The following is a 26,240-nucleotide window of genomic DNA, read 5'->3' as shown; positions in this document are numbered from 1 at the left end:
TAAGCTACATAAACAGCACAAAAATAGCAGCTAACAGATTGGGATTAGCTAGTACGCTACGTGAGTTCGGGTTAAGCCGAAGGTAGCAAATTGCGATCGATGGCAATCGCAGGCTTCTTGGGTTGGCGGCAGTAGGCAATCAATCCGCAAACGATAATTGACCAAGCAATTGACGGGACTGCTTAGCCTTTTCAACGAGGATACTGGGTTTCAGACCTGTAACTGAGTGCTAACCTTCCAAGTCGTGTAATTGATATCTTCTTAAAGGGGATAGCAATACCGGATTTGGTATGAGCAGAAAAGCTTCTCCAGTCTTAAGTATAGTGAGTCATTCAAATATCTTGGGGTAAAGCGATCGCCTGCGTGTATACTCTCCAGCCGCCCCATTCCGTAATTTCTAGTTGATGCTCGCAGAGGAACGGCTCGCCTAACACGCCCAACACAACAGCATCATCAGCCAAAATTACTTTGCCAATGCTTAAACCTGGAGGCTCTTGTTGCAAAATCTGACAAACTCCCGTAACTGGAACCGACCAGATCTCCAGAGCGATCGCTCTTCCTCCTGTTGTCACGCGCAGCATGGCGGGGTGGCGATCGCCAATCGACCACAGCCGATAGATTGGAGCCGTCGTCGTCTCCCGGACAAAGGTTGCTCCCACATTCAGCAGATTAGGATTCAACTCCAGTCCGCGCATCAATGTCCCATTTACTGCTAGATCGACCGATTCGGAAAAAGTCATAGGAATTTCGTCTAATTTATTCAACAGTTCTTTGCCCTTGCAGCTCAGATAAAAAAACAAAAGTTTTTTAGTCTATCGTATCCATAGGACATTAGTTACCTCAGATTGCGTAAAAGCATAGTAAATTTAGGGTGAGATCGGCTGTAACTGGCGCAAAAGCGCCTGGCTATTTCTTGCGGATTAACTAAATGTCCGCAGGATACCTGCACGTTAATAATGTAGGCTTGAAATTGGCAAAGCCAGCCCATTCCATACAACTATCGATAGGTCTTAATCATTATGGTTGCAACCCCAGCAGAATCTATACTTACCACCCCCGCTTTTTGCGAAGGTATTCAATATTTTGGCGAGACTCTGCCTGGGTTCGAGACTCTGGGTAAATCCCCTGCCGTTAACTCCGCTACTGGCGCGATCGCCGATCCCCACGATCCTGCTGCTGTCTTCCAAACCTTACTTGCCGCTGACGCGCTGCGCTACCTGGCTTTACAAATTACTGGTAGTAAGGCATCCGGTCACCCTGGCGGGTTTGCTAGCTCGGTCGAAGCCTATGTTTCTTTATTTCTCTTGGGGCACAAAAATATCCCCACTGAGGTCGGCCATCATGCCCCTGGCTTTTACAGCGCCATGTTCGTGGATCGATCGCTGGAAGATATGGGCATCCACACCGTCTTGGATCTGCGGGCGAGATTTCGAGAAAAGCACGGTCTGCTAGGGCACCTCTCCGGCTTTATCCCAGGCATCCTGGCACCGGCGGGGCCGTTGGGTCAGGGACAGCACTTTGCTATGGCTGGGGCGCGCTTGCACCGCGATAAGCTATTCCCCTTCACCATGGGCGATGGCGGTATGGGCGAACCATATCCGATGAGTGCGATGCAGCACTTTCACGTTGCCTATCCGGAAGTGACAAATTTCTTACCCGTTCTGGTTTGGAATGGGTTTAGTCAAGAACACCACAGCATGGTTTCCACCAAAACTAACGCGGAGATGATTAGTTACTGGCAGGGTAACGGTTTTGAGGAAGTCATTCTGGTGGATGCCAAGGATTTCGACGATCGCGACCAACCGGGTGCATATGTCGATAGCACGATGTTCTCGCTCGAACAGAGATTGGCATTTACGGAAGCGGTATTGGCAGGTTGCGATCGCGCCGACAAGTCCGCCATGTCAGGCAAACTGACCGTATTCATCATCAAACAACTCAAAGGTGCTGGCGTGCACGCGCGGGGAGCAAAATCCCACAATCTCTACGCCCACCATACGCTCGACAATGCCGATATCGTAGCTGGGTTGAAATCGATCGCGATCGCGCCAGAAGCATGGCAGCTAGTGCGCGAAAATTTTGTCCGCGCTGGCGGCGGCCCCGCTGCTAAAGTAGCGGTGACCGAATCGATATTGTCGCTCCCAGAGATTAATGGATTGCCTTTAGAGGAATTCCCAATTGGCGGTGATGCCAAGGTTTCTACCACCGCAATGGGAATTATTGTTGGGAAGGTGGGACAGTTAGATCCGGGATTTATCGTCACCAATGCTGATGGGAACGAAGCTTCGGGCATTGCCAACATCAACCAGGCGCTCAAAATCGTTCATCCCACCACTGACGACTTATACAATCAGGCTCCAAACGGACAAGTCTACGAACCGCTGAGCGAAGATGCCTGTGCGGGTCTGGCCGCAGGCCTATCGCTGCTGGGCAGCCGTACGCTCTGGTGCTCCTACGAATCCTTTGCGATTAATGGCTTGCCGATCTGGCAAACCGTGACGCAGGCGATGGCAGAATTGCGCCGCCCTACCCCTTCCACAATCTGTCTGTTTACAGCGGGGGCTTTGGAGCAGGGGCGCAATGGATGGACGCACCAACGCCCGGAAGTCGAAGCCTACTTTGCTGCCATGATGCGGAACGGCAACGTTTTCCCTCTGTTTCCACCGGATGCCAATGGCATTCAAGCGTGTTACGAATGGGCGCTCGGCACCTACAATAAGGGCGTAGTTATTACCGCAAGTAAATCACCCCTACCAATTCGCACTACATTCGAGCAAACTCGTAAAGGTTTGCAAGATGGCGCGATCGCTTTGCAAGAAATTCCTGGCAATAAAACCGTCGTCTTCGCTGTCATTGGCGATATGACCCTGCTGCCCGTATATGCGGCAGCAGAACAGCTACAAGCAAAGGGCATTGGTTCCAAAATTGTTTCTGCGATCAGTCCCCGTCGTCTCTATCGCCCTCACGATGTCGCGTGGGATACCTGCGCGGTGCCTGATGGCGGTTTCCTGGATGATGCAGGCTTCGAGCAAATGTTTGGAGGCGATGTCTTAATTGGTGTTACGGGTGGTGCGAGCGCACCGCTCGAACCGATTATGCTGCGCAGCAACGCCAAGCGCGATACGTTTGCCTGGAAGCGCGGCGAAACCACGGCGACGGCAGCACAGTTAATGGAGTTTAACGGTTTGACGGCGGATGCATTGGCGAGTAGGGCAGTGGCCTTGCTTGGCTAAAACTGAAAGTCGCGGCTATGCAAACAAAGTCCGCGCAGGCGGACTTCAAGTAAAAAAGGGTAACTAAACAGGATTTGGTATTACATCTCCCGCTGCATAACGCAGAACAGTGCTTGGGGGAGTGGTTTCAATGTACCTTGATAAACGGTTTCTTTAATCGAGATAACTTTCAGTTGGCTTCCGAATATCTCCCGAATCTGTTCTGGGGTGAAGCGATAAGGCCCTTGCTCGCCTGACTGCAAGCGGCTAAAGCATTTCAAGAACAGGTAACTACCCATTTTCAATAGCTCGCCAACTGTCCTGACATAATCCTGCCTGCGTTCAGGGGGGAGGACGTGAAAGCAGCCGCGATCGAAAATGAAGTCGAACTGGCGATCGAGGCAAGTGTCGAGGATATCATCCTGCTTCCAATCGATCTTCAGTCCATCTTGCCCTACCCTTTGCTGCGCTCGAGCGATCGCCGCCGCCGAGAGATCCGTAGCTGTCATGCTGAATCCCCGACGCGCCAGTTCTATAGCCTGAGTACCAGGGCCAGTGCCGAGGTCGAGCGCGCTCCCATCCTTCAGACCAAGTTCGTCCAGTGCTATTCTGAGATCTTCATCCAGCTCGGGGTTGAACCAGGGCATGGATTCGATCTGAGCTTCTTGGTAGAGTTCCTCCCAGCGTGGGAATTCGTGTCGCTCGTTGGTAGACATAATTAGCACTCTTTGCCGGAAGGTAAAAAAACTGATTGCCCGTGCTTCAGTGTAACCGATTGTTTGACACCAATGCTAAACGAACATTTTTTGCCTTGCAAGAAGCCAAAGCATCTCAGCGATGGTGGACGCATCATTAGTTAATAGAGTCTCTTTACTCATCAAAATCGATATCGCGTTGAGCTGTAAAGCGCCGTAGCTCTTTTAATAACTGCTCGTCGTTAGATGCGGTTCTCGCACCTGCCTCCGATGCCCATTGCTTCAGTGCTTCGATCTGGTCGCGGGCGATCGCCGCGAGCGGTACCGTCTCCTGAATTGCCGTAATTACATCTTCGGTGGTGAAGTCCTGGCGATCGCCAATGCTGCCGCGCCCAAAGGCATGGTGGATGCCGTCGATAATTACCTGCTCGATTTCCGCACCGCTGAAATTTCTAGTTTGTTTGGCTAATAAAGACAGGTCGAATTCGCGGATGCGGCTGGGGCGTAATTTTTGCAGATGCACCCTAAAAATATCCTGCCGTTCCGCCTCGGTGGGGAGGTTCAGGAAAAAGATCTCGTCGAAGCGCCCCTTACGCAGTAGCTCCGCTGGCAAAATCCGGACATTATTTGCCGTCGCCACGATAAACACCGGACTGGTCTTTTCCTGCATCCAGGTGATTAACGACCCAAATACGCGGCGGCTGGTGCCGGAGTCTCCATCGCCCCCACCAGCATAAATATTGCCAAATGCCTTATCAATTTCATCGATCCATAACACGCAGGGCGCGACGGCTTCTGTCAGTTGAATCATTTGTCTGACGCGGCTTTCGCTCTCGCCGACAATGCCGCCAAATAAGCGTCCCGTATCCAGACGTAACAGGGGCAAACGCCATTCATGGGCGATCGTCTTAGCAGACAGGGACTTACCCGTACCCTGGATGCCAACTAGCAAGACACCTTTAGGGTTGGGAATGCCGTAGCTTCTGGCTTCTTCGGTAAATGCGTCGCGGCGCATCCGCACCCATTGTTTCAAGTTTTCCAGACCTCCCACACTTTTTAGAGATTCTTTAACTGTAAAAAATTCCAGAATCCCCGTTTGGCGAATTGCCTGCTGCTTTTCTGCCAGAACGCTTTCGATGTCGGTCTCGTTTACGCATTGCTTGTCGGCTAATGCCCGCGCCAGTACTCGCTGGATGCGCGATCGGCTCAAACCCTGACAGGCTTTGACTAACTGCTCCCAAGCTAAGCCAGTTATTTTTAACTTATCGGGCGCGATCGATTGGCGCACCAGGTAGTTAATTTCCTGCACGTCCGGTAAAGGAAACTCGATCGCAGTGATTTCTTCTGTCATCTCCGGCGGTATTTCCAGAGTGTAGCTAGTAATTATGAGGGTGCGGCGACTGCGTTTTAACTCGCGAGCGAGATTTTTGAGTTCGCGGATAACCGGCACATTGGTAGGTACGGTCGGGTTTTTGAGAATCGGGTGCAGATCCCGCAGGACAAAAATAGCATTGTCCTGGTCATCACTGTTGGCATTGGCAGAATTAGGATGAGGGGAAGTCCCGGACGCGAGGTTTTTCCCCACCCGTAGCAGGGCACCCATTACCGAGCCTTTGTCCGCACCGCTGTCACTCCAGCCGCGCACGATATCCCAGAACAAAACCCGTCGTCTTTGCAAGCCCTGGGTTGCCACTAGCTCCAGGATCCGATCTACAGGTTCCTCCTCCACCGCCACAATATAGAGGATGGGATAGCGAGCGCGAATCATGAGGTCGATTTCAGCTACCAGCGCCTTACTTACCTCACTTTTCCCAAATTCCTCACTGAGACTGGACGGATGCAGATTATTAACCATGTTTTAGTACCAATTTAGACAAGCAATCCTATCTGAATTGTAAAATTCCCAGCTAAAAGCTGACCGCTGATAGCTAATAGCTAATTTTGTAATTTTTTCGCAGGGAGCAGTCACATGCCCTAGAATAGATAGGCTGTAGATTCATCATTTTAACTAGCTAACTAAAGTCATGGCAGTCCCCAAGAAGAAAACATCAAAATCTAAGCGCGATAGCCGCAAAGCTAACTGGAAGCGTAAAGCTGCGGCAGAAGCAAAAAAAGCCATTTCCCTCGGTAAATCCATCCTGACAGGCCGAAACGACGGCTTTATCTATCCTATGGCTGAAGAAGATGCCGAAGACGAAGAATAGAGCACCTATTAACTGCTTTTGACACTTTTAGCTAGGTATTGAATTATTATTGCAGCACAAACAAGGGCAAAGCTTTCTAGCCCTTGTTTTGTTGTGGTTATCGATCCTTAGAGCATAAGTTGGGTTAACGTTGAAGTATGGCTATAGTCAACAGTCAACAGGCTTAGGACGGGGTGCAGGGGTGAAACACGGCAGTGGCTCTAGGGGGAAACCCCCAAGACCGCCCTGCCTCCCCTGCGTGGGGGCGCAGCCCCCACACCCACTGTCCTAACAGATCTGTCTATGGCTATAGTTAATAGCTAAATTTATTTTGCGTTATGGCAAACGTATTCATTAACCCCAAAACTGATTTTGCCTTTAAGAAAATCTTTGGCTCCGAGCAAAGCAAAGATATCTTAATCAGTTTTCTGGATGCCATTTTGTATGATGCTCAGAATATGATTCGAGACCTGGTGATTCTCGATCCATATCAAGCACCACAAATTGAAGGGATAAAAGAATCATTCCTGGATGTAAAAGCAACGTTAACCAATGGTAAAACAGTAATCATCGAGATGCAGGTCTTGAATGTCCTGGGGTTTGACAAACGAATTTTATATAACGCAGCAAAAGCATTCTCGATTCAACTAGATGTAGGTGAAGATTACACTTTGCTCAATCCAGTAATTGCGCTGACAATTACTGATTTTGAGATGTTTTCAGATAGCGATCGCGTCATATCGCGCTATCGTTTGAAGGAAAAAGACGATCTAACCGACTACAGCGATGATATCGAGCTAGTGTTCGTAGAGTTACCAAAATTCCAGAAAGATCTAGATCGACTGGAGACATTAGTAGATAAGTGGATCTACTTTTTGAAGTCAGCGAATAAGTTGGAGTCGGTACCGCCAAATATGGGAGAAGTTCCAGCGATCGGCCATGCGTTTGTTGTAGCAGAGCAAAGCAGGCTGAGCAGACAGGAATTAGAGATTTTGGAGAAACGCCAGAGAGTCTTGCATGACAGTCGCAATATGATTCTACTGGCGCAACAAACTGGCTATAAAGAAGGACGACAAGAAGGACGATTAGAGGGACGGCAAGAAGAACGGCTGGAGATTGCTAGCTCCCTACTGGATATACTGGATGCGGAAACGATCGCTCAGAAAACTGGTTTGACCGTTGCAGAGGTAGAACGACTAAAGGAATAGAGCGATCGCGCCAAATTAAACCTAACCTTTAACACCCGCACCAGTGTCGCTGGGAATAACGTAGCGTTGCATGAACAGAAAGAAAATCAAGATCGGCAGAATCGAAATTACTGCGCCTGCGGCAATCAGTCGCCAGTTTTGATCGAAGGCACTTTCTAGTTTTGCTACCCCCAGTGGCAAAGTGAATAGGGCGGGGTTGCTATCGCTGACAACAATGAGCGGCCATAAATAATCGCCCCACATAGCAACAAAGGTAAATACAGCTAGCGTGGTGAGGGCGGGGCGCGTTGACGGTAACATCACATGCCACCAGATACCCAAACTGGAGCACCCATCCATGCGAGCGGCTTCTTCCAGTTCCTTCGGTACTCCCAGGAATGCCTGACGCATCAAAAAGATGCCAAATGCTGAAACTACATAGGGGAAGATTAAACCCGCGTAGGTGTTATAGAGATTGAGTTTTACTGCGAGAATATATAGCGGCACGATTGTGATTTGGAACGGAATGATGCTGGTGCCGATAATTGCCCAAAATAGCCAGGATTTCCCTTTAAACTCGGATCGCGCCAATGGGAAAGCCGCTAGGGAGCAAAACAGGAGATTGAGGACAACCGTGATGCTGGAAACTAGGAAACTATTAAATAGATAGATGTGAAAAGGGTTGTCGCGCCACACCTTGATGAAGTTCTCAAATGTAGGTTGAGCGGGGATGAACTGGGGTGGAAACCGAAATATATTCTCAGTGGGTGACTTGAAGGCCGTACTCACCAGCCATAGTAGAGGAGCGACTGTGAGGATAGCGATCGCGAACAATACCAAATACCGCAGCAGGTTCTTAGGTAGGAATGTGCCGATTGGTTTGCGATTTACTGCCATCGTTTTACTCCTGTACTGGAAGTAGTATTAGTGAGTTTGACCGTGGCGATGGAGATCGCAAAGACTACAACAAACAAAACTACGCCGATCGCGGAAGCATAGCCCATTTCCAAACTGCCAATCCCTTTTTCGTAGAGGTAATAAACCAGGGTTTTCGTACTATTGGTATGGTCGCCTCGCGCCATAATATAAACCTCTTCAAAGATTTTCATGGCAGCGATCGCGGAAATCACGGATACCAACAGAATGTAGGGACGCATCAAGGGAACGGTAATATCCCAATGCTTGCGCCAACCGTCCGAACCATCAATTGCCGCCGCTTCGTATAAATCCTGGGGAATAGCTTGCAAGCCCGCTAGATAAATCACCATGTAATAACCTAAGCCGCGCCAAATTACTACCGCTGCGATCGAATAAATCGCAAGATTCGGATCGGTTAGCCAGGGGATTTTAATTGGACGGAATGCTAATAACGAGACAAAGTAATTCAGCAAACCATTTTCAGCATAAATCCATTTCCAGGCCAGCCCCGCAATCACCACAGAAACAATTACCGGGAAATAATAAATGACGCGAAAAGCTTGAATGCCCCGCAGTTTCTGGTTCACCAGAATTGCAATAATCAATGGCAGCACGACCAAGCAGGGAACTGCAACTACCAGGTAAATCAGCGTGTTGTAAAAGACTTGCCAAAATACGCGATCGCCCCACAAATTCGTGTAATTCTTCCAGCCAATAAAACTGGGATGACTAACAAAATCATAGTCAGTAAAGCTCAGATAAATCGCCTGAAATACCGGGAAAAACGTAGTAATCACCAACAAGAGAATTGCTGGTAACAGGAACAAATAGGGAGTCCACTGAAATTTTTCGGATGATTTGTGAGGTTTGCGAGGCAACTTGCGCAGCATGAAGTCGACTACTTTACATTACATTACACTGGCAAATGCTGCTATGGTGTTTTTGTACAAACTTGCGTCAAAACTGAGTGGTTTTTATGCTGGCAAACCTTAGAAATATCCTCAATATCCTCATTTTCGTGTTTTTAGTTTGCTTTATAGGGTTTGAGATCTGGACGTTGATTGCCCACTTTGTGAAGACTGCTGCCTGAATTATGTCAGGCGGGTAAGAAGTCGTGGCAATTTAGTCTATAGGTTACAGATCCAAGCTATCCGGTATGACGTAATTAGTGTTGGGGCTATTTAGAACTAAGGATGGGGAACATGCCACAGATTACTTGCTTGCCAGATAACCAATTCATCGAGGTTGAGAAATCGGAGACGATCCTGGAGGCTCTGCTTACCAACGAAATCCCCCATACCCATGTTTGTGGTGGGAATGCCTACTGTTCGACCTGTCGCATCATGATCCTGGATGGTATTCAACATTGCAGCACCCCCACTAGTGCCGAGAAAATTCTGGCGAAAAAATTAGACTTTCCAGTGCACGTGCGGCTTGCCTGTCAGACAAAGGTATCGGGTGATGTGGCAATTCGCCGCATGGTACTCGATAACGATGATATCGATATCGTTGAAGGACAACTATCCAAAGATTCCATTGGGAATGAGAAAACGGTCGCTATTTTGTTTGCGGCGATTCGGGGTGCGACTAATTTTGATGAAGTTAATTTTCCCTACGATATTGTTTACATCATGAGTCGCTACTTTCACGGCATCAATAAAGTAATCAGCCAGTACGGTGGCGTTACCAACAACTATATGGGTGGTTGGGTAATGGCAGTGTTTGGTATAGATAACTATGAAGCGATCGCCGAAAGAGCCGTTTGGGCTGGCTTAGAAATTCAGGAATTCGTTAAAGAGTTGAACGCGCGCTTGCAGCAATTGTCTTACAGTCCTCTCAAAGTCAATATTGGCATACATTACGGTTCTGTCGTCCTTGTTTCCGTAGATCCATCCAAACCCGAAGTAGTAACGCCGCTTGGCGATGCGGTAAACTTTGTCAGCCGCATTGAGAACATGAATAAAAAACTAGGAAGCGAGTTGTTGATCTCAGAGGCAGTGTACGATCGGGTAAAGGAAAAAGCTAAGATTAATCGCAGCTATAGTATGGATCTGAGCGGAAAAGACGGCGGCCATTACAAGGTTGTTTATGAGTTAGTCGGCATGAATGGCGATGCACCGTCTAAGGTGGTGAAGATGGAAAACAACATGCCAATCAAGAACAGGATATTCAGCTTTGTCCAGAAATTTGCTGGGTCGTGGGGCAGATCCAAGTAGAGATCCCAAGCTTATTTTTGTAAATTAAGGCTCCGCAAGGCTATAAGTTTTTGATAGGCTGAAGCATAAAGACTTTCGATCGCCTGTGGTGGCACACATGAAAATTCTTCACGGTACCTGGATCCCGGATGCAGAAGCAGATTTTATCCAGAGGGGCAATTTCTATATTTGGGTGGAATCAACCGAGCTAGCAGAGCTACCCGCATCCCCAGCCACCAAAGGTAGAGCCTCCAGGAAAAAAACTGCGGCAGACAGCGTACCAGAAGATATGCACGCATATGCATTACGCGCAGATGCCTTGAAGCAATTTTTGTACAACGATCTGGCCATCAAAGACGATCTTTTAACCAATGCAGTGCGTAGAGATGATAAGACTGCTATCTTGCCTAAATATTTTCTCTTGCCCACAGCCGATCGCGCTGCTTTGCCATCCTTAGAATTAGCACGATATCTGGAAACAGAACTTCCAGAGACGTTTGCGCTGCAATCCTGGCAAATTGACTGTTACAAAGTTACAACCAACCCCGCTACTGGGTCGCTGCGCCACGATCGCGTCGTTAATGCGATCGCCCTCTTGAACGATCTGCACTTTATTGCCTTAAACAATCTAGCAGAGGTGCAGTTAGGTGCAGATCTTCTATTTTGGTATCACTATACGCGCTCTTTTCTGCAAGTTATCCAGAAAGACCAGTATATTCCCGCGCTTAAATATCAGGAATTAGCGATTGCTACCAGTAAAGGAAAACAGAAAACGTCGGCTATGGCAAAAAACATAGCAGCCAAAGCTACCGCAGCGAAAAAGGCATCTCCAAAAGCATCCGCAAGAACATTAGAAACGTCAGAAGCATCGCCAGCAACATCTAATTTCGCGATCTATGCAGGCTGGCAAATTGTCTCAGAGCAGTATGAGGCAGATATGCAACAATACACCGACTACATGCCTTTTGCTTGCGTAGCGGGCTTTAGTCAGCCAGTTAGCCAACCGGAATTTCACGATCGCGAAACCCTATTACGTCATTTTTCGGAATGCCTGCTTCACGATCTTGTTACTCATACACCAGTCACAGCTGCATTTGCAGGCAAGCTATCAGAATCGCTCCTCGAGCGATGCTTAGCTCCCAATGCCCTCAATTCCCCTGGCAAAACCGCAGCCGATTTAGAACTCTACCAACAGTGGCAGGTTTGGCAGCAGAAGATCGGTCGCACCCAAACCGACTCATCCTTCTATCTCTGTTTCCAACTTCAAGCTCCGCTGAAAGAAGAAGAGCCGTGGCAGTTGGAATTTCAAGTCGCACCTAAGCAAGATCCTGCGCTCAAGCTACCGCTGTCAACTTACTGGAACATGACTCCGGCGAAGCAGAAGGCTCTGCAAAAACAGTTTGGCAAGAACTTCGAGCAAGATTTACTGCTAAATTTGGGCTATGCAGCTCGCATTTACAACGATCTGTGGCAAGGTCTGGAAACCGAGCACCCCATAGGCATGTCCCTCAATCTCGATCGGGCATTTGACTTTCTCAAGGAGTCGGCCTGGGTATTAGAAGATGCAGGGTATAAGGTGATCGTGCCTGCCTGGTGGACTCCTGCCGGACGCAGGCGGGCTAAGCTGCGCCTCAAAGCTGTTGGTAAAAGTTTCAGTGCTGGAAGTCAAAAGGGAAAGCAGAGCTATTTCAGCTTAGATCGGTTAGTGGAGTATCAGTACGAACTGGCGATCGGAGGCGAAAGCATATCTGCGAAAGAATGGGAACAGTTGGTTAAGGCTAAAGCCCCTCTCGTTAAATTTCGCGGTGAGTGGATGGAGCTAGATCGCGACAAAATGCAGGAGATGTTGCAATTCTGGCAACAGCATCAGCAGGTGCAGCCAGAAATGAGCTTGACCGAGTTTATGAAATTGGTTGCCTCAGATGACAATCTCGAAGTCGATCGCGACAGCACTCTCGAAGAAATGCTAGCGCAGCTCAATGATAAGAGTCGATTTGAGCCAATTCCCAATCCACCGCAACTCAATGGGACTTTGCGGGAGTACCAGCGCCGTGGCGTATCCTGGCTGCAATATCTGGAGAATTTAGGCTTGAATGGTTGTCTCGCCGATGATATGGGCTTGGGTAAAACCATCCAGGTCATCGCACGATTAGTAAACGAACGAGCAGAAGCAAAGGAAACGCCCATTACAAAGAAACCCAACCGCACAACTGCGACTAAATCAGCGGCAAAGATTGCTGGTAAAACCAGCAAAACCAGTAAGAGCAAAGCAGATGAAATCGAGATCGCCGTTGCCGACAAAACAGAGCTAAAACCAACCTTATTAATTGCACCCACATCCGTAGTTGGTAACTGGAAAAAGGAAGTCGAAAAATTTGCGCCGCATCTGCGCGTCACCGTGCATCATGGCAGCGATCGCGCCCAGGATGTCGAGACATTCAAAACATCCTGCCTCGATCGAGATCTGATCGTTACCTCATTTACGCTCGTGCGTAAGGATGAAAATCTGTTTAGCGAGGTTCCATGGCACAGGGTCGTAATTGACGAAGCCCAGAATATCAAGAATCCCAAAGCAGCTCAGACAAAAGCGATTTTGAAACTAAAAGCCAGGCATCGCCTTGCCCTCACAGGTACGCCCGTGGAGAATCGCTTATTGGATTTGTGGTCGATTTTTAATTTCCTCAACCCTGGTTATCTCGGGAAAGAATCGCAGTTTAAGAAATCATTTGAGGTACCGATCCAGAAAAATAATGACAAAATGCAAGCGGGAGTTCTCAAAAAACTGGTCGAGCCATTTATTCTCCGCCGCGTCAAAACCGATCGCTCCATTATTAAAGACTTACCCGATAAAATCGAGCAAAAAATCTATACCAACCTCACCAAAGAGCAAGCCTCTCTCTATGAAGCCGTAGTCAGGAATATTGAGGGCAAACTAGACGATGCAGAAGGAATCGAACGCAAGGGTTTGATTCTATCGACATTACTGCAACTCAAACAAATCTGCAACCATCCCATGCAATTCCTCCACGATGCCAGCGAATTCGCGCCAGAGCGATCGCATAAGCTCAGTCGTTTATCCGAAATGGTGGAAGAAGCGATCGAAGCAGGAGAGAGCCTGCTGATTTTCTCGCAGTTCACCGAGATTGGCGATGCTCTCACCAAGCATTTCAAGCACGTCTACCATTACAATACCTACTACATTCACGGCGGCACCAGTCGCGATAAACGCGAACGAGCGATCGCCGAATTCCAAGATCCCGAAACTGAACCCTCAGTATTTATTCTCTCGCTCAAAGCTGGCGGAGTGGGAATTACCCTCACCAAAGCCAATCATGTCTTCCATTTCGACCGCTGGTGGAATCCCGCTGTCGAAGACCAGGCAACCGATCGCGCCTTTCGCATCGGCCAAAAGAAAAACGTATTCGTACACAAGTTCGTCACCATTGGTTCCCTAGAAGAACGAATCGATGCGATGATTGAAGATAAGAAAAAGTTGGCTGGTGCGATCGTCGGTGCAGACGAGTCCTGGCTCACAGAACTAGATAACGATACGTTCAAAAAACTAATCGCCCTCAACAAAGATGCCATCCTGTAAGGGTTTAGCATTTGTGCGACAGTCTTGGCATCAAACACAAGAATTCATGACAAATGCTAAACCCCTGCGTTCCGCCCCCCAACCCCCAACCCCAACCCCTAACCCCCAACTCCTATCGCCCAAACACAAATCGAGGTAACCCATATGGCAAAATTCAGTCGCACCTGGTGGGGACAAAAATTCATCACCGCCTTAGAATCCTTTACCGATTCTGGTAGATTGCAACGCGGTCGTTCCTATGCTGGACCCAGCCGCATTTTAAAATTCGATATCGATAATGGCAAAGTTACGGCCACGATTCGGGGTAATGTCAACCCCTACTTCGGCGTTTACAAAGAACCAAAATATCACACTCAGATCGAGCTAAATCCCATTGCTAGTAAGGACTGGTCGCAGATAATCCAACGCATGTCCTCTAAAGCGAGTATAGTAGCCAAACTCCTGCTGAATGAAGTTCCAGATAATATCGAGGAGAGCTTTCGCGAAGTTGGCAAGCAACTGCTGCCCTATAGTCGCAAAGACTTCCAAACGGAATGTTCCTGCCCCGACTATTCCAACCCCTGCAAGCACATCGCCGGACTTTGCTACCGCCTGTCCACAGAGCTAGATCGAGATCCATTTCTATTATTTGAGTTGCGCGGCTTGTCAAAAACAGAACTCCAGGCCGAATTAGCAAAGTCACCACTGGGCAGAGTCCTATCCGCAGAACTTACCAAACAATCCGCGTTGCCAGAACCTGCGGCTTCCTATTACACGCAACCCAAAACTGCTCCTATGACATCGACTCCCAGCATGAAAGAATTTTGGCAGGGACGAAAGCGATTGCCCCAAAATCTTGAGATTCCGTCTCATTCTGGCGTTTCCGCGATCGCCATCAAAAAGCAGGGTGACTTTCCCGCTTTTTGGCATCGAGACAATTCATTCATCGAAGCCATGGAAGAGTTGTACGTGCGGGTTAAAACAAAGAATAAAGGTGTGATTTAGGAGATTGCCCAAACACAACAAAACGCTCCCAAACTCCCTACTCTTTTCGATCTGAAAACCGCTATATATCCCTACAGGACAAACCTGGCGATCGCCGCTGCCGCACCATCGGCATCGACATCCGGTGCCACCCAATCCGACCGCTCCTTTAAACCTTGAGGGGCGTTACCCATTGCTACCCCAATGCCTGCATACTCGATCATTTCCAGGTCGTTAAAGTTATCGCCTACGGCCATGACTTCGTCGCGATCGAGGCCGAGAATGTTTTCGGCTAAATGCTTTACTGCCGTGCCTTTATTCGCGATCGGGTTGGTGGCTTCAAAGAAGGTGGCGACTGATTTGGTCAGGTAGAGTTGTCCTGGTGTATAGCGCTGTTTGAGCGAGATCAATAGCATGGTAATTAAGTCGGGATCGTCGCTGAGGGCGAGTACTTTAGTGGGGGGATTTGCAGGTGCTTGCTCTATCAGAAACTGCCGCAGATCTCCTACTGGAATCGCTTCAACATTGGAACGCTGGGCGTAAGCCATTGTTTGGGCAGTAATTTGGCGTACGTACAGTTCGTCGTTAATGTAGAGATGAACGGATAGCTTGCCCGTATCAGCGTATTCGGCAAAATCATCGATGAGAGACAGGGCATATTCTAGATCTACTGGCCAGTGGCCGACTAACTCTTCGGTTTGCGGATCTTTAATCAGCGCGCCTTGGTAGGAAATCAGCGGTGCATTTGACCTGATATCGCCATGAAATCGCAGGGCGGAACGATACATGCGTCCAGTGGCGATCGCGACCTTCACGCCTTTTGCTTGAGCAGCGAGGATCGCCTGCTTGACTGGTTCTCTGACCTGATTGGAGTCACCGTTGATCGTACCGTCGATATCCAGGACTACTAACCGAATTGCTTGACCCATCTCAAGTTTAAGAATTAAAAATTACTACCCACATAGTGTAGTAGATCGTGCGATCGCACCCTGGTTTCGCCTGCTACCAATCTACTTCGCAGAGGCGGTCTTTTGCGCCTCATAGAAAATAATTTCTTGCCCGTCGATCGCTTCTTGTTTTAGAAATGTCATTCCTAGACGTTCCATCACGGCGATCGATGCCGTATTCGGCACGTTGCAACTGGCGCGGATTCTCGCAAAGCCATAGGTTTGAAAGCCATAGTCTAGCATGGCTTGCCCCATTTCTGTTGCTAAGCCTTTACCCCAATTCGCGCTTGCCAAACCATAGATTAACTGAATGTCAGGGGGATCGAAAAACGGCCAAAACCCGGTAAAACCTACCATGGCTTCCTGACTTTTTAACCTGGCAATCCACATGCCATAGCGACCTTCCTGGAAGGCGATCGCGCTTTGTTCGACCGTACTTTGTATTTGATTCAGCGGCCAAATTAGATCGTCGCATAGATATTTACGGACGGCAGGTTGTATCCATATTCGATGAAGTTCGCTGGCATCGCTTGCAGATACAGGAGAAAGAATCATGCGCTCTGTTTCAATAACTGGATTCATAAAGAATTCCTCAGTTCGGGATAAATTGCGATCGGGGGAAACTGCTAGAGTATCTTTATTGATTAACCACCTAAGATTGCCTGGCGACTGGAAGTTGCCGCTACACAAACAAAGTCCGCGCAGGCGGACTTCAAGTAAAAGGGAGTTGGCAACCCAGGATTTGGAATCGGCTCCCCCTAGATCCTATGCATTTGGGTGCCGTATAGCTTATCCCAATTTAGGAGTTAGGGGGCAAAATCTCGCGTTTTCAGATTAGGAACCCGATCTATCGAGCTGCGGCCACCTCTGTACCTTCTCTGTAAACTAGATCGTCGAGAGAGATATCAAATTCTTTGCGATCGCTGTCGTACTTAACGCTATAGGACATCGGATAGTAGCCGCCCTTCGGATATGCTGCTGGTTGAGAAATAGCCTCAGAGTAATTGGTTGGCTTTTCCAGCAAAAACCTCCGCGTAATCATCGGTTCCCAAAACAGCATTTTGCCATCGAAGGAACCAAACAGGAAAATCTTATTGAACTTACCAGGGTTTAATTCCGGCGAGCTAAAGTTTGCCCAGTGGATACCCATACGCGGTTCTAAAGTACCGTAGGCAATATCGTACCCTTTGGGCACAAACTCAGGGGGTAGCTTTTTATGTCCCTTCAAGACATCCTTATAGTTAGCCTTAGCAATCTCATACCGATATTTTGGCGTTTCCATATAGAAATGGACATCATAGTGGGGTTCTGTAAAAACTGCCTGCGGCCAGTGACCGTAGGGATTCCAGTTGTATCCCATATGAATGAATGGAGCAGCTTCTTTTGGAAACATCAGCTCGTTCTCGAAAGTGTAATGACCGATTCGATCGAGTAGTTGAAGCTTTGTTGCTTCTTGGCCTTTTTCCCTGCCGGTATCGGGATCGTCTGGCAGACCGTACAATCCACCTTCTGTCATGGTGACTCCAATACTGACAGGTTTATTATCTTTGCCTAATTTCACCCAGGTACGAACGGTGCCGTCCCCGATTTTTTTCTCTTCTCCCTTGACCAGGCGCTCTCCTGCTTGCAACGCCTGTGCCACGTAGATACCTTGTCGATCAGGTATAATCGGTGCGATCGCGCGATCATCGGCCATAGCTTGCTCGGGTATGGTAAAGAACCCTAACCCAGCCACAAGGGCGATCGCCAGAAATAACGACCAAAATGCTCTCTTTATACTTCCCATATTCACTTCCTTAAACTTAATTTGGGAGAATCATGCGAATTAAAAATTGGCTTTTAGCAGTTAGCTGTCAGTTGATAGCTAATAGCTGATGGCTAATTAATTACCTATAGATTCAATCTCTTTAATGTAAGCTTCCATGAATTCCTGAGTTACACCTGGATGCTTCGCTGATACAAGGTTGCCGTCAATCACCAAATTAGCCGTAGCATCACCATCGTAGATTACCTCCGCACCAGCATTCTCGACATCACACACAATATTGTGGGCGCAAGTCACTTTCCGTCCCTTAATCAAATCTGAATCAGCACAGAATAGCCACAGACTATGACAAATAGTACCAAGTCTGAGATTTTGATTGTCAATCACCTTTCTGAGGAATGCCACGGCAGGAGCTTGATTCTTTTGTCCTTTTTTGAGATTGGTCTGATAGCGCAGCCGATCCATTGCATAGGCACCAATACAGATAAATCCTTTATAGTCGTCGGGATTGACATCATTAATTTCTTTGGTAACCGTGACTTTTTCCACATTGACATAGTCACCATCATCGGGGTTAGCGCCGAAATGCAGTTCTGGTTGTCCCCACAGATGAGAAATATATTCAACTTCATATCCCTGTTTTGGGAAATAGTCATTGAACATTTTGAATTCTGTTTGATCGAAGTGATCCTCAATAATTACACCGATCTTTCCTTTAGATGCAGTCATACAGGCTCTCCCGTTCCCAAATAAGTATTATTGACTGATGTTAACCGAGACTTTTTGAAGGGTTTCTATACAAGAATATACCGATAATCGCAGGGGGCAGTGCTCCTGTGCCTGCCCTCAAACAATGGTGCCAACCACAGGGAAATCGATCGGTATTTCCTTTCCTATGTAGTAATCAATGTCAGTAACTCTGGCTCAGCAAAGACATCGCGATAGAAAGTCAGTTGCTCGCTCTTGTAGTAACAAGCGCCACGATGCCCTCGACGCACCCAAGACACCGTTCCCTTCGCGATCGCCTCATTCGTTTCGTCATCCATACAATGCCACTCAAAATGCACGAACTCCGACCAAAACATCACGATCGGCCAACACATCGTTACGTTGGGCTGGGCAATCAGCGCCCACCAATGTTTTTCACGCTCTTTTTGCTCGTTCAAGCCATAATAGGGGCCATCCTGACAAAAATAGACGAGATCCTCTCTGTATTCCCCTGTCAGGAGGTCGCCTCTACCCTGCCTGAGCGCCTCGCAGTGAGTCGGCCACCATTCCTTATTTTCCTTCTCAATCTGTTCGGGGGTATAGTCTGGACCAATTTGAGGCAAAGTTGCTTCCTTGAGCGCGATAAATTTTGCCGCATCCTCAAGTAGTTTTTTCTTCATGTCATCAGAGACAAGACCAGGTTTAGAGTAGTCAGCCGCCAGGTCTTTATAGTAGTTAGTTCTTTTTTTCATTTCCCAATCTCCTTAATTTACGAAATTATTAGCTCACCTTGCGCGGAAGATCCTGAAACCCTCACCCCTAACCCCTCTCCCTGAGGGAGAGGGGAACAAAACCAGGGCGGGGGCTGTGCCCCTGCGACCCTTATGTGTAAAGGTGCGTGCAGTTTAAAAGAGATGAGGATTCCGCGTAACATCAGTTATTAATATAGTCAACAGGCATGGAACTTTACCCTTCCTTAATAAAAAACACTGGATTTAGTCACTAACGACTACCTACTCACCGATTTCTTCCGGTTTGATATGATGCATGCCAAAGTGAGCTAGCACGACTTGCGAAATACAAATAGCGGCTAGAAGGAACATTAAGGTTAGAGGTGAGAGATTCCATCCCAACCAGGCGATTAACGATAATAGAATTGCCGCGCTGAATCTCTCCAGCGCCTGAGTCTGACTGCGACGCAGGCTTCCAGCATCGGTACTCAAGTGGATAAACCCCAAAGCAGCGTAGCAAATTGCTAGTGCCAAACAGAGAAGCCAGCGGTTCTCATCTGGTAATGCCGCTGACATATTACCAGACAGTAGCTTTTGCATCCCTACCCCCATTGCTGTCAAACTGGCGACTAGGGGCAAATGGGCATATAGCCATATTTGATACGTTCCCACCTGCCCTAAACGAGCCGATCGGATTGCCGAACCGTCTAGATTGTCGAAGTAGACCCACCATACGCTAGCTGCAATGCAAAGTCCCAGTACGCCCGCGACAATGGCAGCAAATTCCCACTTTTGGGCAGCCAGACCGCCTACCACGGCAACGATTGATTCCCCCAGGACGATCAGCGTAAATAGTCCGAATCTCTCCGGTAGATGGGAAGCGTGGGGGGCAATCTGACCGTGCAGTTTGCCAGCCCCGATGGGAGTGGCAAAGTCTATGACCATACCCAGGCACCACATGCCAAAACGCCACGGAATCGATACAAGCGTTGATAGCGCCCAGATTGCGGCAGCCAGACCGAATCCCTTAGCATATCTATTGGTTAACGGTCGCGCGATCGCAATATGCTGCCCCGCCACCAGGTACTGAATCACCAGAATGCCTCGCACGATTACGTACGACAGCGCAAATCCAACTGAGGCATAATCCATTCCCTTATGAATATTTACTGCCATCGCGGCGATCGCCGACATTTGGATCACAGTAAGCACGCGATGCAGCGTATCATCCGTGTCGAAGCGAGTTGCGTAAAAAGTCGTACCTACCCAAGACCACCAGACGGGTACGAACACAACGGCAAACTCAGTGAACCCAGCCGCAGAAGGATGATCTTTGAGATGGTGGGCGAGCTGAGCTATAACCACGACAAACACTAGATCGTAGAATAACTCCAGCCACGTTGCATGTCTCTCTTCACCATCCTCCTCGCTAACGCGCAGTTTTGGCGGTTGCCATAGGTGCTTCACAGCGCTTTTCCTTCTCTAAGTTTATAGTTGGGAGATTAGATTGTGGGTGCTTGTTTGGGCATGACAAGCGTCTAGCAAACTCATACTAAGTTGGGAATCCCCTGGAGGGCAGCAAAGAAACTGACTCCCTTGTTGAAGCCTGTATAGACGCAGGTAAAGGTGATTAGCTCTTCAATTTCGGCGCGGGTGGCTCCATGCCTGGCCGCAATTTCAGTGTGCTTCACAAAGGGATCGACAACTCCAGATGATTTATCCTGGTTGGCGATATCAATGGCGATCGCTAAAAATGCCTTATCTTTAATGCTAATAATCGGCAGCCCCCAAGCTTCGGAAGCCAGTCGGTAAAATAGATCGCCAAACTGGGGATGAAGTTCCGCCAAGCTTTCTTTTAAACCAGTATCGCTCAAGGCATTTTTGTTATAGATAATGCCGTGTTCTAGCTTTTCAGTTGAAGGGCCGAGGATATCGTTTAAGGTGCCGAAACAGCCTGCGGCCTTATTAAAGCCTGCGTAGATGCAGGCAAACAATAGAACTTCTTCTACCTCGTCGCGGGTTGCACCCTGCTTGATCGCCATAGTGACATGAGCGCCAAATGGATTCCCCGTACCGACTTGATCCTGGTTAACTACATCAATTGCGATCGTAATCAGGGCTTTTGTCTTCTGAGAAATTAGAGGCAGCCCCCAAGCTTCTCCCGCAGCACGGATACAAAAGTCACCAAACTTAGGATTGATGCCCATTAAAGCAGCCTTCAAATCCTCATCATCTAAAACCGCATTTTTGTAAGCCATTACATCTCCTCTAAAGGCTAGATATTTTGTCTACATCCGTTCTAAGTGCTGCTTTGACGCGCTCAGGACAGTTTTTGATATAACATCAATTGCGAGATATCATCCTGGAGCTGATTCACAGCCCCAATGCTCGTTATTAGCTGCGCGACAGTCGAGCTGCGCTGACCGGCTAAGGTCATCTTGCCGTCATAGACAAACGTGTAGGTAGCACGACAGGGGAACGTGCAAAGCTGCTTAATGTACCGAGGTTGATCCGCAATCGTCGATTGATATTCCGATGAGGCAAAAAATCTCTCCATGTGCAGGCGATCGCTAAAGGCCACCTCAAGCGCCCCTTGATAGTTCTTCTCGGGAGCTTCACCGTGATCGACACCAGCCGCAGGAGGACGGGAATTATCCACCTCCTCAAATTGATGCACGCGCAGCTTGAGCAAGTTTCGATCTTGCCCCACTGTGGGAGCAAATTTATCGAACAAATAGCTGCGGAATGCTTCCACGCTGATGTCATTTTGTTTTTTGAGCAGGACAAACAGCCTTACCAACTCGTAGTCGGCGCGATCGTTGGGATCGCCGATCGGCACTCCATCGACAAAGGTTTTAGAGTTCCCAATGCTGGTGTTGTAGCCGATCGCTTTGCTGAAGATATTGTGCTCGTCATCCATCAGAATCGCTGCGGCTTTAAACCAGGTGTTGCGATCTTCAACGGACTTAAAGGTTAATTCGGCAATGCCATCAAATTGATCCTCGGGATCGCAACTGTACTGAATCCCATCAATGGTCGGCCATATCCCCCCATCGTTATGGTCAACATGGAATTGCCAGTATTGATATTGTCCTGGCAGTCTGGCACAGACTGGCCCGTGTACGTTTCTCCAGTAGTCATCAAATAGCTCCTGGCTTATCCCCTTCCGCTTCCATAGAGGTACATAGAAGACAACCTTACCCTCTGCGTCTCGTGCTGAAAAATCGTCTTTTCTCACAATTTCCCTCTTTATTCCAGGCTAGATTTATCCAAAGTTCTGGCAATTTACCCCCACTCCCCTAAAGGCGCAATTGCACCTCGCCAAAAATGTCATGATTTTAGGGACGCTATGGCAAAAATACAGAATTATTATGAATGTACCTAGTCTGCGCGATCGTTCAGCTTAAGATCTTGTGAAGATTTGCAGGATGCCAAACATATACCTATAGCTGTAGCCACTAGGCTTAGGACGGGGTGCAGGGGTTCTACCCCTGCGTGGGGGCTGTGCCCCCACACCCCCTGTCATAACAGATCTGTCTACGGCTATACGTATATCTGTGTTAGCGCTCAAATCTTAGAGAAAAACAAATATTTGACCATACCTGCTAGCGCACCTACGATCGCGACAGTAAATGCGCACCGCGACTGATAATTTCCTCATTGCCTAGTCGTTTATCAAGACCATCAAGCTTTGCTTCTAGTGTATTCTTAAGGCCTTCAATCTTTGCTTCAACACCTTCAATCTTTGCTTCAAGTTTTTCTTCAATACGCTTGATTTCACCTTTGATTTCAACAAGCTGTACCTCGACTTTTTGGTCGAGGTTATCTATCTGCTTGTCTAAGGCAAGAATTAAATCTTTGATGTCCTGGTTGGTAGGTTCGCTCATAGGGCCATTATAACAGGCTAGTATCTTTACAAGCGCAGGCTTGCTATGGCTGTTAATTTCTTGCCCCTTTGTAACCTGTGAGATCGGCTAATTGATCTAAAGTTTTTTGGCCCTCATATAACTGGTTGTTAAACTCCCAGGTTGGGAAACTCTTGATCTGCTTGTCTTGGCACAGCTTTGGTTGCGGGTTTTCGCCTCTGGGATCGCATTCTACATAGGGAATTTGTTTGGCGGCATCGCCAAATAGCACTTTTTGATCGCGGCAATGGGGACACCAGAAAGCCCCATACATCTTAGTGTTTGTCGATCTAAAATGCTGGACTAATCTACCTGCAAAGGTTTGATTCTGTGCCGCTAACTTGCTTTGGAAGGAGTACAGACCTGCCGCGCCAACTATGACCAGCACGCCCACAATCAAACCCGTGAAAAATAACTGACCGCTGTCTTCCCAGTCGTGACCGAATAGGTTAAGCAGCCAGATTGCTGTCATGTTGACCGCAGAGGTCACGCAATAAACGCAGAAAGCAGCTTGACCGTTGGCATCTTTGATGACAAAAGCGAGCAGATACATCAAGTAACCGCTAAAAACAAAGGTGGCAGTTGACACCAGGAACAGCAGAAAAGCTGTCTGTTTCTTTAGCTTGTCCCTGGCTTTAACATCATCTTTTTTAGCTAGCAGGAAAGGGGCAGCGGCTAAACCGCCTAAAGTCAGATAGCCCAAAGCACCAAAAATCGTCAGTGGTATACCAAATACCTTGGCATATTCACTATTTAGAACTAAGTCACAACCCTCCCCTTGAGTAGTACAAAGAGCGGGACCACTACCAGCAAAGTGGGTAATTGTGAGGTAGGTGGTGAGCGCTGCACCAAAGAGAGCGATCGCTACGATTAGCGGCCTTGCCCAACGGAAAATCCATGGCTCAGAGCGTTGTCTCAGTTGTCGCATAGGGTTTGCAGATGTAAAGTGCTAGTTCCAATCTGGGTGAATATTAATACCTAATTTACCCAACTGGCAAAGAAGTATGACTTAATTTTTCGCCTAGTTTAGCATTAGCTTTTGTGGCATTATCCGAGCCATCCAATGCTAAACGCATCGACTCCACAAAACGACTTACTCGAATTGGATCGATCGGTAGCTGCAACTTACCATGCCGCTTGAGCGAGCTAGAGACAATTACACCGTCAGCATATTCAATCAGTTGCGAAATATTCTCCCAATTGGCACCGGAGCCGATCAGCATAGGCGTGCCGCCACAGGCAGCGATCGCTTCTCGGAGTGCCTCTGACTGTGGGGGATCGCCCGTAGACCAGCCGGATAGTACGATCGCATCCGCCAGACCGCGATGAATTGTATCCTGGATTGCCAGGGTTAAATTAGGCTGAGATAAAGGCTGGGCATGTTTTACGAGGACATCTGCAAAAATTTTGACATCGCAACCCAACTCGCGGCGATAGCGCAATAAATTATAGGCATCGCCTTCGATGATGCCCTGATCCGTTGCCATCACGCCGGTTAAAACATTAACGCGAATAAACTGCGCTCCAACGCAGGCGGCGATCGCCATGGCACTACGCCCGTCATTACGCAAGACATTGATGCCAACGGGCAGATCTACCATTTGAATTACGCGCTGCACGACCAGGCTCATGACGCTGACAATGGCAGGATCGACACTACCCTTAGTGAAGGGAGCATCAAAGAAATTTTCAATTAAAATGCCTTGCACGCCACCAGCCGCTAGGGCAGTTGCTTCTTGCTCAGCGCGGTCGATCACCTCTTTAAAACTACCCGCCCAACGTGGTGAAGTTGGTAGCGGTAGCAGGTGAACTACACCGATAATTGGTTTCGGTTTGTCGAATAATTGGCTCAAAACCACATGCTTGTTTCTTAGCGTTAAGAAAAGGGCAATTGCTTGCTATTACTTTACCCTGAATTAGGTACGCAAAGTTTAGATCTAGACTGGTTTTATGGATAACTTCGCCGATCTTGTCATTCTTTCCAATGCCCCAGGCGAGCTAACAACATGGGTATATCCTGTTTTGCGCGAGTTGGCGAGGAGAGTAAATGACAGTTTAAATAGCTTAAATATACGTATCTCCGTTGTTTTGTCGCCCTGTACCAATGCCAGCGGCCAGGAGGCCGCGATCGCCAGCAAATATCCCGGCGTAGATCGAGTGCTAGCTCCCGATCGCTTTTGGCAATTCTTACTATGGGGTAAAACACCTGAGCCTAATTGGGATTGGCACGAGCGGGGGGTCGTAATTTTTTTGGGTGGCGATCAGATCTTTCCGGTCGCGATCGGTAAGCGCCTGGGCTACAGCACGATTGTTTATGCGGAATGGGAAGCGCGCTGGGCGAGTTGGATCGATCGTTTTGCCGTCCGCAACGAGAGCGTACACAACCGCATTCCCGCCAGATTTCGCCACAAGAGCGAGATTGTGGGGGACTTGATGGTCGATCGCTCTGAGGTTGCCGACGATCGGAATAATGAACCTAAATCAAGGCGATCGATTGTATTTATGCCTGGATCTAAGTCTATGAAACTCAGTCAAGGCGTACCTTTATGTCTGGCGATCTGCGATTTATTACGCCAGAAAATGCCGCATGTAGATGTGGCGATCGCTCTGGCACCAACGATTACACCACAGTATCTCGCCAAATTTGCCCAACCCAATCCCGTCATCGCTCTGGTGCAGGGGACAACTGCCGAGCTGGTGGAGTCAGGATCGCTTTACGTGCTGCGGACTCAGGCAGGAAATGAAATACCAATTAACCAGGAGTTCCCAGCATATGACTTTCTGAAACGATGCGAACTTTGCATTACAACTGTGGGGGCAAATACGGCTGAGCTAGCAGCTTTGGGGGTACCCATGCTGGTCTTATTGCCTACGAATCAACTCGATGCCATGCGTAGTTGGGACGGCATCCTGGGGATTCTGGCTAATTTGCCCGGAGTTGGCAGCGCGATCGCCAAAATTATCAATCGCATTATGCTCGATCGCTTGAATTTATTAGCCTGGCCGAATATTTGGGCAGGCGAACAAATCGTGCCGGAACTGGTGGGTAACCTGACACCGGATGGCGTGGCAGAAATGGTTATTGACTTTTTAGAGCATCCCGAAAAATTACAGCACATGCGCGATCGCCTCCGTGCCGTCTGCGGGCAGCCAGGAGCCGCTGCCAAAATTGCCGATATGGCGATTAAAGCGATCTCTAGTAATACCAAACCCTGCTTATAGCGTTTTTCAATTGA

At 48.3% G+C, this 26,240-nt stretch carries 22 protein-coding genes and 3 pseudogenes; 7 read left to right on the top strand and 18 right to left on the bottom strand.

The window, feature by feature from the left end; translation table 11 throughout:
• Positions 1–71 precede the first annotated feature (71 nt).
• Together PSE6802_RS36015 and PSE6802_RS0124390 are read right to left on the bottom strand one after the other, a co-directional pair.
• Positions 72–189, bottom strand: a pseudogene (locus tag PSE6802_RS36015) (IS982 family transposase); the annotation flags it as partial.
• Positions 190–332: 143 nt separating this feature from the next.
• Positions 333–740: an allophanate hydrolase-related protein gene (locus PSE6802_RS0124390; RefSeq protein WP_036947000.1), complete on the bottom strand. Its 408-nt coding sequence runs from the start codon at positions 738–740 to the stop codon at positions 333–335.
• 279 nt (positions 741–1,019) lie between these two features.
• Here PSE6802_RS0124390 and PSE6802_RS0124385 point away from each other — a divergent pair, with 279 nt between their 5' ends.
• Positions 1,020–3,233, top strand: a complete 2,214-nt coding sequence (locus PSE6802_RS0124385) for a phosphoketolase family protein (RefSeq protein ID WP_019502630.1) — start codon at positions 1,020–1,022, stop codon at positions 3,231–3,233.
• Between the two features lie 80 nt (positions 3,234–3,313).
• Here the strand turns inward: PSE6802_RS0124385 and PSE6802_RS0124380 are convergent, their stop codons facing one another.
• Both PSE6802_RS0124380 and PSE6802_RS0124375 read right to left on the bottom strand, forming a co-directional pair.
• Entirely contained in the window at positions 3,314–3,928 is a 615-nt protein-coding gene (locus tag PSE6802_RS0124380; protein ID WP_019502629.1) for a class I SAM-dependent methyltransferase, read from the bottom strand.
• A gap of 154 nt (positions 3,929–4,082) precedes the next feature.
• Positions 4,083–5,762: an AAA family ATPase gene (locus PSE6802_RS0124375; RefSeq protein WP_019502628.1), complete on the bottom strand. Its 1,680-nt coding sequence runs from the start codon at positions 5,760–5,762 to the stop codon at positions 4,083–4,085.
• Between the two features lie 169 nt (positions 5,763–5,931).
• Here PSE6802_RS0124375 and rpmF point away from each other — a divergent pair, with 169 nt between their 5' ends.
• A complete protein-coding gene (gene rpmF / locus PSE6802_RS0124370; RefSeq protein ID WP_019502627.1) occupies positions 5,932–6,111 on the top strand; it encodes a 50S ribosomal protein L32 in 180 nt (59 codons plus the stop codon).
• Positions 6,112–6,428: 317 nt separating this feature from the next.
• Positions 6,429–7,298, top strand: coding sequence for an Rpn family recombination-promoting nuclease/putative transposase (locus PSE6802_RS0124365; RefSeq protein WP_019502626.1), 870 nt, complete (start codon positions 6,429–6,431; stop codon positions 7,296–7,298).
• Positions 7,299–7,319: 21 nt separating this feature from the next.
• On the opposite strand, the gene PSE6802_RS0124360 is transcribed toward PSE6802_RS0124365, so the two are convergent.
• Together PSE6802_RS0124360 and PSE6802_RS0124355 are read right to left on the bottom strand one after the other, a co-directional pair.
• Positions 7,320–8,174: a carbohydrate ABC transporter permease gene (locus PSE6802_RS0124360; protein ID WP_019502625.1), complete on the bottom strand. Its 855-nt coding sequence runs from the start codon at positions 8,172–8,174 to the stop codon at positions 7,320–7,322.
• Positions 8,165–9,085: a carbohydrate ABC transporter permease gene (locus tag PSE6802_RS0124355; RefSeq protein ID WP_019502624.1), complete on the bottom strand. Its 921-nt coding sequence runs from the start codon at positions 9,083–9,085 to the stop codon at positions 8,165–8,167. Before PSE6802_RS0124355 ends, PSE6802_RS0124360 begins: the two co-directional genes overlap by 10 nt.
• 312 nt (positions 9,086–9,397) lie before the next feature.
• Here PSE6802_RS0124355 and PSE6802_RS0124350 point away from each other — a divergent pair, with 312 nt between their 5' ends.
• The 3 genes from PSE6802_RS0124350 (at position 9,398) to PSE6802_RS0124340 (ending at position 14,969) form a co-directional block, all read left to right on the top strand.
• Entirely contained in the window at positions 9,398–10,411 is a 1,014-nt protein-coding gene (locus PSE6802_RS0124350) for an adenylate/guanylate cyclase domain-containing protein (protein WP_019502623.1), read from the top strand.
• Positions 10,412–10,508: 97 nt separating this feature from the next.
• Positions 10,509–13,985: a DEAD/DEAH box helicase gene (locus tag PSE6802_RS0124345; protein WP_019502622.1), complete on the top strand. Its 3,477-nt coding sequence runs from the start codon at positions 10,509–10,511 to the stop codon at positions 13,983–13,985.
• 144 nt (positions 13,986–14,129) lie between these two features.
• Positions 14,130–14,969 carry an SWIM zinc finger family protein gene (locus PSE6802_RS0124340; RefSeq protein ID WP_019502621.1) on the top strand — a complete coding sequence of 280 codons (840 nt, stop codon included), beginning with the start codon at positions 14,130–14,132 and terminating at the stop codon, positions 14,967–14,969.
• 71 nt (positions 14,970–15,040) lie between these two features.
• On the opposite strand, the gene PSE6802_RS0124335 is transcribed toward PSE6802_RS0124340, so the two are convergent.
• The 12 genes and pseudogenes from PSE6802_RS0124335 to btpA form a co-directional block, all read right to left on the bottom strand.
• On the bottom strand, positions 15,041–15,877 hold the full coding sequence (locus PSE6802_RS0124335; RefSeq protein ID WP_019502620.1) for a Cof-type HAD-IIB family hydrolase: 837 nt from the start codon (positions 15,875–15,877) through the stop codon (positions 15,041–15,043).
• Positions 15,878–15,958: 81 nt separating this feature from the next.
• Positions 15,959–16,477 (bottom strand): GNAT family N-acetyltransferase, encoded by a 519-nt coding sequence (locus PSE6802_RS0124330; RefSeq protein ID WP_019502619.1) that lies wholly within the window; start codon positions 16,475–16,477, stop codon positions 15,959–15,961.
• A gap of 265 nt (positions 16,478–16,742) precedes the next feature.
• Positions 16,743–17,681 (bottom strand): DUF5602 domain-containing protein, encoded by a 939-nt coding sequence (locus PSE6802_RS0124325; protein ID WP_019502618.1) that lies wholly within the window; start codon positions 17,679–17,681, stop codon positions 16,743–16,745.
• A 96-nt stretch (positions 17,682–17,777) separates the two neighbouring features.
• On the bottom strand, positions 17,778–18,389 hold the full coding sequence (locus tag PSE6802_RS0124320) for a DJ-1/PfpI family protein (RefSeq protein ID WP_019502617.1): 612 nt from the start codon (positions 18,387–18,389) through the stop codon (positions 17,778–17,780).
• Between the two features lie 164 nt (positions 18,390–18,553).
• Complete coding sequence (locus tag PSE6802_RS0124315; RefSeq protein ID WP_019502616.1) at positions 18,554–19,120, bottom strand: hypothetical protein; 567 nt, start codon at positions 19,118–19,120, stop codon at positions 18,554–18,556.
• Between the two features lie 261 nt (positions 19,121–19,381).
• The gene (locus PSE6802_RS0124310) at positions 19,382–20,566 is read right to left on the bottom strand and encodes a low temperature requirement protein A (RefSeq protein WP_019502615.1); all 1,185 of its coding nucleotides are present in this window, start codon (positions 20,564–20,566) and stop codon (positions 19,382–19,384) included.
• 80 nt (positions 20,567–20,646) lie between these two features.
• Positions 20,647–20,919, bottom strand: a pseudogene (locus PSE6802_RS36010) (carboxymuconolactone decarboxylase family protein); the annotation flags it as partial.
• Between the two features lie 102 nt (positions 20,920–21,021).
• A pseudogene (locus PSE6802_RS36005) lies at positions 21,022–21,357 on the bottom strand (carboxymuconolactone decarboxylase family protein); the annotation flags it as partial.
• A 62-nt stretch (positions 21,358–21,419) separates the two neighbouring features.
• Positions 21,420–22,337, bottom strand: coding sequence for an EthD domain-containing protein (locus PSE6802_RS0124300; RefSeq protein ID WP_019502613.1), 918 nt, complete (start codon positions 22,335–22,337; stop codon positions 21,420–21,422).
• Positions 22,338–22,713: 376 nt separating this feature from the next.
• Complete coding sequence (locus PSE6802_RS30210; RefSeq protein ID WP_019502612.1) at positions 22,714–22,986, bottom strand: hypothetical protein; 273 nt, start codon at positions 22,984–22,986, stop codon at positions 22,714–22,716.
• Between the two features lie 52 nt (positions 22,987–23,038).
• Positions 23,039–23,932: a vitamin K epoxide reductase family protein gene (locus tag PSE6802_RS0124290; RefSeq protein WP_019502611.1), complete on the bottom strand. Its 894-nt coding sequence runs from the start codon at positions 23,930–23,932 to the stop codon at positions 23,039–23,041.
• A gap of 55 nt (positions 23,933–23,987) precedes the next feature.
• Positions 23,988–24,863, bottom strand: a complete 876-nt coding sequence (gene btpA / locus PSE6802_RS0124285; RefSeq protein WP_019502610.1) for a photosystem I biogenesis protein BtpA — start codon at positions 24,861–24,863, stop codon at positions 23,988–23,990.
• Between the two features lie 91 nt (positions 24,864–24,954).
• Between btpA and PSE6802_RS0124280 the strand changes: the two genes are divergently transcribed.
• Positions 24,955–26,226, top strand: a complete 1,272-nt coding sequence (locus PSE6802_RS0124280; RefSeq protein WP_019502609.1) for a glycosyltransferase family protein — start codon at positions 24,955–24,957, stop codon at positions 26,224–26,226.
• The last annotated feature ends 14 nt before the right edge of the window (positions 26,227–26,240 follow it).

The sequence above is a fragment of the Pseudanabaena sp. PCC 6802 genome, from assembly GCF_000332175.1.
Taxonomy (GTDB): domain Bacteria; phylum Cyanobacteriota; class Cyanobacteriia; order Pseudanabaenales; family Pseudanabaenaceae; genus PCC-6802.
This window is presented reverse-complemented; position numbering and strand designations above follow the sequence as displayed.

Coding starts and splice junctions, on each gene's coding strand:
- PSE6802_RS0124390 (WP_036947000.1), bottom strand. CDS start 740: ATGACTTTTTCCGAATCGGTCGATCTAGCAGTAAATGGGACATTGATG.
- PSE6802_RS0124280 (WP_019502609.1), top strand. CDS start 24,955: ATGGATAACTTCGCCGATCTTGTCATTCTTTCCAATGCCCCAGGCGAG.
- PSE6802_RS0124365 (WP_019502626.1), top strand. CDS start 6,429: ATGGCAAACGTATTCATTAACCCCAAAACTGATTTTGCCTTTAAGAAA.
- PSE6802_RS0124350 (WP_019502623.1), top strand. CDS start 9,398: ATGCCACAGATTACTTGCTTGCCAGATAACCAATTCATCGAGGTTGAG.
- PSE6802_RS0124385 (WP_019502630.1), top strand. CDS start 1,020: ATGGTTGCAACCCCAGCAGAATCTATACTTACCACCCCCGCTTTTTGC.
- PSE6802_RS0124320 (WP_019502617.1), bottom strand. CDS start 18,389: ATGACTGCATCTAAAGGAAAGATCGGTGTAATTATTGAGGATCACTTC.
- PSE6802_RS0124380 (WP_019502629.1), bottom strand. CDS start 3,928: ATGTCTACCAACGAGCGACACGAATTCCCACGCTGGGAGGAACTCTAC.
- PSE6802_RS30210 (WP_019502612.1), bottom strand. CDS start 22,986: ATGAGCGAACCTACCAACCAGGACATCAAAGATTTAATTCTTGCCTTA.
- PSE6802_RS0124325 (WP_019502618.1), bottom strand. CDS start 17,681: ATGGGAAGTATAAAGAGAGCATTTTGGTCGTTATTTCTGGCGATCGCC.
- PSE6802_RS0124360 (WP_019502625.1), bottom strand. CDS start 8,174: ATGGCAGTAAATCGCAAACCAATCGGCACATTCCTACCTAAGAACCTG.
- PSE6802_RS0124355 (WP_019502624.1), bottom strand. CDS start 9,085: ATGCTGCGCAAGTTGCCTCGCAAACCTCACAAATCATCCGAAAAATTT.
- PSE6802_RS0124315 (WP_019502616.1), bottom strand. CDS start 19,120: ATGAAAAAAAGAACTAACTACTATAAAGACCTGGCGGCTGACTACTCT.
- PSE6802_RS0124290 (WP_019502611.1), bottom strand. CDS start 23,932: ATGCGACAACTGAGACAACGCTCTGAGCCATGGATTTTCCGTTGGGCA.
- PSE6802_RS0124375 (WP_019502628.1), bottom strand. CDS start 5,762: ATGGTTAATAATCTGCATCCGTCCAGTCTCAGTGAGGAATTTGGGAAA.
- rpmF (WP_019502627.1), top strand. CDS start 5,932: ATGGCAGTCCCCAAGAAGAAAACATCAAAATCTAAGCGCGATAGCCGC.
- PSE6802_RS0124345 (WP_019502622.1), top strand. CDS start 10,509: ATGAAAATTCTTCACGGTACCTGGATCCCGGATGCAGAAGCAGATTTT.
- PSE6802_RS0124335 (WP_019502620.1), bottom strand. CDS start 15,877: ATGGGTCAAGCAATTCGGTTAGTAGTCCTGGATATCGACGGTACGATC.
- PSE6802_RS0124340 (WP_019502621.1), top strand. CDS start 14,130: ATGGCAAAATTCAGTCGCACCTGGTGGGGACAAAAATTCATCACCGCC.
- PSE6802_RS0124330 (WP_019502619.1), bottom strand. CDS start 16,477: ATGAATCCAGTTATTGAAACAGAGCGCATGATTCTTTCTCCTGTATCT.